Annotated in this window: 5 protein-coding genes and 1 pseudogene; 2 read left to right on the forward strand and 4 right to left on the reverse strand. The window is 40.4% G+C overall.

Annotation, left to right across the window (positions count from 1 at the left end; all coding sequences use genetic code 11):
- Together HOO90_RS07630 and HOO90_RS07635 are read left to right on the forward strand one after the other, a co-directional pair.
- Nucleotides 1–152, forward strand: a pseudogene (locus HOO90_RS07630) (polyphosphate kinase 2 family protein); the annotation flags it as partial.
- 213 nt (nucleotides 153–365) lie between these two features.
- Complete coding sequence (locus HOO90_RS07635; protein ID WP_292841717.1) at nucleotides 366–911, forward strand: hypothetical protein; 546 nt, start codon at nucleotides 366–368, stop codon at nucleotides 909–911.
- A 135-nt stretch (nucleotides 912–1,046) separates the two neighbouring features.
- Here HOO90_RS07635 and HOO90_RS07640 read toward each other — a convergent pair whose 3' ends face one another.
- Genes HOO90_RS07640 through HOO90_RS07655 form a run of 4 tightly spaced genes read right to left on the reverse strand, consistent with a single transcriptional unit; the run spans nucleotide 1,047 to nucleotide 4,159 of the window.
- Nucleotides 1,047–2,042, reverse strand: coding sequence for a S49 family peptidase (locus HOO90_RS07640; RefSeq protein WP_292841719.1), 996 nt, complete (start codon nucleotides 2,040–2,042; stop codon nucleotides 1,047–1,049).
- Between the two features lie 22 nt (nucleotides 2,043–2,064).
- Nucleotides 2,065–2,430: a Rieske 2Fe-2S domain-containing protein gene (locus HOO90_RS07645; protein WP_292841721.1), complete on the reverse strand. Its 366-nt coding sequence runs from the start codon at nucleotides 2,428–2,430 to the stop codon at nucleotides 2,065–2,067.
- 10 nt (nucleotides 2,431–2,440) lie between these two features.
- Nucleotides 2,441–3,097: an HAD-IA family hydrolase gene (locus tag HOO90_RS07650; protein ID WP_292841723.1), complete on the reverse strand. Its 657-nt coding sequence runs from the start codon at nucleotides 3,095–3,097 to the stop codon at nucleotides 2,441–2,443.
- A gap of 42 nt (nucleotides 3,098–3,139) precedes the next feature.
- Nucleotides 3,140–4,159 (reverse strand): RluA family pseudouridine synthase, encoded by a 1,020-nt coding sequence (locus tag HOO90_RS07655; RefSeq protein ID WP_292841725.1) that lies wholly within the window; start codon nucleotides 4,157–4,159, stop codon nucleotides 3,140–3,142.
- Between the last annotated feature and the right edge of the window lie 616 nt (nucleotides 4,160–4,775).

Below are 4,775 nucleotides of genomic sequence, written 5' to 3' on the forward strand. Positions count from 1 at the left end.
CTGAATACGCACCTTGGTACGTAATACCAGCAGATTCCAAAACCAATCGAAATCTGCTGATTTCAAAATTGCTACTCAACACGCTTAAAAACTTAAAACTAAAGTATCCAGCCGTGCCAAGCGACTACAAATCAATCACCATTGCCGATTGATTTAGTAAGTCGCACTCAAGTAGCTTAGGTTGTTTAATTGCAGGTTCAGCTTGTAGAGGTGCGTTAAGCATTGTAAAGTAGCCAAAATTAGGAGTAATAAAATTTATTAACATATAAATATTATTAAGACCATACACTTTTAATTCGAATTTCAAACCACTCCAATAAAAGATTTAGTACTTTTTTGGTCTACTTTACGTTTGGGGTATTAAATTGTTACGCCTTATTTCAATTGTCTTTTTATTGACTTTATCAACTGTTTCACATGGTGAAATTGAGAAGTTCGCTTCCCCTTGCGAGACTTCAATATGTTTTCACTGGTGGCCAAAATTACCTATCATTTCTGGGTGGCATCAAGATAAAGAGCAAAGTTTTAGTAACTCTATAAATGCACAAGCACCTGAGGGCTTTACGTTTTCAAATGCTGAAACAGTCATTTATGCGAAAGCAATTTACAAACCCAGAGAACCCAAACAAACCTCGCTTGAAGAATTGATAAACAGAGATATTAATGACTTCAAAACTCAAGACCCAACCATTAATGTTAGTAACCCAACTGAAATAAATACAAAAGGTAATATCCCGTTAAAATCATTCAGTTTCTCCCCAATGCAAAATGGAAATTGGGAACAAGTAACCTATGGCGAGGAAGGTGACTTTTATTTAATATTCACTATTAGTTCGCGCTCAAAACAAGGCTATGACAAATCAATCAACGATTACAGAAAATTTATAAATGAATATACAATCAACCCATAACCCTAAGGCACGCCCCTTGTATATTCATTCTTTAGGGGCCGTAAAAACCATTGCTCTGCAAGCCGCATGGTTATTGGTTCGCAGGCATCCATTAATTACGCTTTTATGCAATTTCTAAATCGGCCCTAGTTTAATTTATCTTAATTTTACTTCACCCGCCTGTATCATTTGTTTAGCTAACGTTTCGCCGAAACTTGCACTGGCACTTGCACCGATACGTTTAGCGATGCGACTTGCAAAGTCTTCTTGGCTGGTAAAGTCGACAATCTTTTCTTGTTTAATTACATCCCGCGCAACAAAGTCTGCACTGCCAAAGGCATCGGCAAGGCCAATTTTGATACTTTGTTCACCGCTCCAGAATAAGCCGCTAAACGTTTCAGGAGTTTCTTTTAGCCGCGCGCCACGGCCTTGACGCACCACGGTTTTAAATTGTTCATGTATTTCATTGAGCATGGATTGCGCAAACGCTTGATGTTTTGGATTAATGGCAGAAAATGGATCTAGCATTGCCTTGTTTTCACCTGCCGTCAATAAACGACGTTCAATCCCTACCTTCTTCATCACTTCAGTAAAACCGTAGCCATCCATCAGCACGCCTATTGAGCCGACAATGCTGGCTTTATCCACATAGATTTTGTCAGCTGCGGCCGCGATGTAATATCCGCCCGACGCGCAAATATCTTCTACCACCGCATAAACGGGTATTTTGGGGTGCAATTTCTTTTGGCGCTTAATTTCATCATAAATAATACCCGCTTGCACTGGGCTACCACCTGGGCTATTAATGCGTAAAATAATGCCTTTGGTGCCATTGTCTTTATACGCATCATGCAGGCTGGTCATAAATGAATCGGCATTTACGTCACCGCCCGCTTCAATCACGCCGGCCACTTCAATGAGCGCGGTATGCGATCCAATATTTTTTCCGTCACCGCCCAACCAACCAATTGCAAAAAACAGAATAATAAATAAGTAAGTAAATGTGAGCGCTTTAAAAAAAGTACCCCAGCGACGTGCTGTTCTTTGCTCACTCTGTGCCGAGTTAGCTAACTTTTCGATGACATCGCGCTGCCACTTGGTATCTTGTGGCACAGAATTGGGCGTGGGGGTTTGTTGCGTATCTTCTGACATTTAATGGTTCTTTCTTAAAGTATTATTTTAACGAATCTTTTAACGAAGCTAAGTTGATTATAATTTCGTGATTTTGTTCAATCACCGCTATAGGCTTTAAGCTTCGACCCTTGCACGGCCCCATTACACAAAAACCGTTATCAGGCCGATAATGTGCACCATGTGTGGAGCAGATTAAATAATCTTTTTGCACCGTAAAAAAGTCGCCTTCGTTCCAATCAAGTTCTACTGGTACATGCGCACATTGATTAACGTATGCATAAGGTTTGCCATGAAAACGCACCACAAAGCCCGTGGTAAATTCACCCAAAGCAGGTAATGGAAAACGCAAGCCTTTTGCGCAATCCTGCAAATCTTCACTTTTAAAAACAATGGTATTGTCAGTCATATTGCATCACTTAGGCGTTTTCAAGCAACCAGTTGCTTAAACTGGCAAAGTCAGAAAACTGTTGTACTGGATTAAGATGTTGCCACTGCTCAGCTGATTGTGCGCCATAACTCACGCCAACCGATTTAACCCCTGCATTTTGCGCCATGTGCAAATCATAACTGGTGTCGCCTATCATTAAAGTACGTTCTGGCATTACCACCAAGTGATCCATTAACTCATGCAGCATTTGTGGGTGCGGTTTTGAAAAACATTCATCCACCGTGCGTGTTGAATGAAAAAAGTGCGCTAACCCACTATGCTCTAGTGCAAGATTCAGCCCACGACGTCCCTTACCCGTGGCTACTGCAAGCTTATGGCCACGCTTATTCAAAGCAATAATTGTCTCTGCCGCACCTTCAAATAATGGAATCTCGCGCTCGCCAGCATAATAATTAGCCGTGTACTGCGTAGCAAGCGCCTGCGATTGTGCTACGGGGATTTCACCATACAAAGCTTCAATGGACTCGCGCAAGCCCAGCCCGATTATACTACTGGCAGCTTGTGGCGTAAGCGCTGGCAAGCCAACTTGTTCAGCAGCTTTAAGAATGGAGTTGGTAATCATTCCAGTAGAATCGGCTAAGGTGCCATCCCAATCCCACACGATTAAATCAAACTGCTTGGACATACTTTAAAGTTGCACTTTCATAACTTTTAAAAAACGTAAAAATTAAGCCTCTAATTTTGCTAAAAATTTAGCGAGCTCAGCTGGCAATGGCGCAGCCAATTCTAACTTATCTTGCGTAAGTGGATGGCGAATTTTGGTAATGGCAGAATGCAAGAACATACGCCTTAAACCATGTTTTACTAACGCTTTATTAACTGTAAAATCACCGTATTTGTCATCACCGACAATATGAAAGCCCAAATGCGCTAACTGCACGCGCAACTGATGAGTGCGTCCTGTCACCAGCTGCGCTTCAAGCAAACTGAATTTACCGAGAGCTGGATGATTAAAATTCTTGAGTAATTTAAAGAATGTTTCTGAGGTCTGGCGCTCGTTATATTTATCTTTGCTCGCATCCGTCACCACGTTTACTCGCCGCTCACCATTTGGTAGCAAATAGCGTTGCAAATCTAACACCACACGTTTCTTCTGCTCAGTCCATTCGCCCAGCACCAACATCAGGTAGCGTTTATCGGTTTGATTATTGCGAATCGCCTCATGCAAAGCAACCAATGCACTACGTTTTTTTGCTACCATCAGCACGCCTGAAGTTTCACGGTCCAAGCGATGCACCAGCTCTAAAAATTTTGCTTTAGGACGCTCTAAACGCAGTTGCTCAATAACGCCAAGACTCACTCCACTACCGCCATGCACAGCAAAACCTGCGGGCTTATCAATGACCAATAAAGCATCATCTTCAAAAATAATGTGATTTTCAAACTTAGGCCGGACAGGATTTGTTTGTTCGGGTTTCTCTGTTGCAGTAGATTTGGTTGGCGGAATCCTGACCACATCGCCCAAACTTAATTTAAAATCCGCATCTATGCGCTTTTTATTAACACGTACTTCACCACTACGTAATATGCGATACACATGGCTTTTTGGTACACCCTTAAGTGTTTTGGTCAAAAAATTATCAACGCGTTGCCCTTCACTCGCCTCGTCCACGGTTAAAAATGCAGCTGCTAATTCACTTACACTAGTTGCCTTAATACTTTGATCTTGTGTACTTATATTGTTCATACTTTGCTTAAATGATAGTTGTAGCCTATACTTATACGCGTATTGATTAAATATCATAATTTAATCAATACGAGAGAATACACTTAAATACACACAATTGCGCTTTAAAAAACGTAACTCTATGTAATTAAAGTGAAAACAGACACTTGGTTAACGCCGCTCGCCATAATTATAAAGTAGCAGCAAGTAAAATTAGCGCTCAAGCCGCCGCAGACAAATAAACATAAAGCGCGACTTAAGGAAAAGTAAATTTGCAGTGATGTCATTTTGACTTACTAATAATTAACATTTACTGAAGATGGAATTTTAACGAATTTACGCCTCAACTGGCATAAATTTAATAATTTAGTAAAATTTAACGACCAATAAACAAATTTCTACTTGATTTATTCAGGTGAAATAATAGTTTAAAAAATTGGCTATCACTGCATGCTTTCTTTAAGTAAAGCACGCCCAATCAGTCAATTTATAATAGTTTATTTTAAGAAAAATACAGTTAATCTGTTACCAGTTTCTTAAAATTATAATCGTTAGATTACACACATGCGCACCCTTTGCGCCTTCAGTATTTCAGCCAACATCTTTGGCACTTCTACCTTAATCGCCTTAAATATCA

Origin of the sequence: Methylotenera sp. (assembly GCF_013141425.1) — a bacterium.
In the GTDB taxonomy this organism is placed as follows: Bacteria; Pseudomonadota; Gammaproteobacteria; order Burkholderiales; family Methylophilaceae; genus Methylotenera.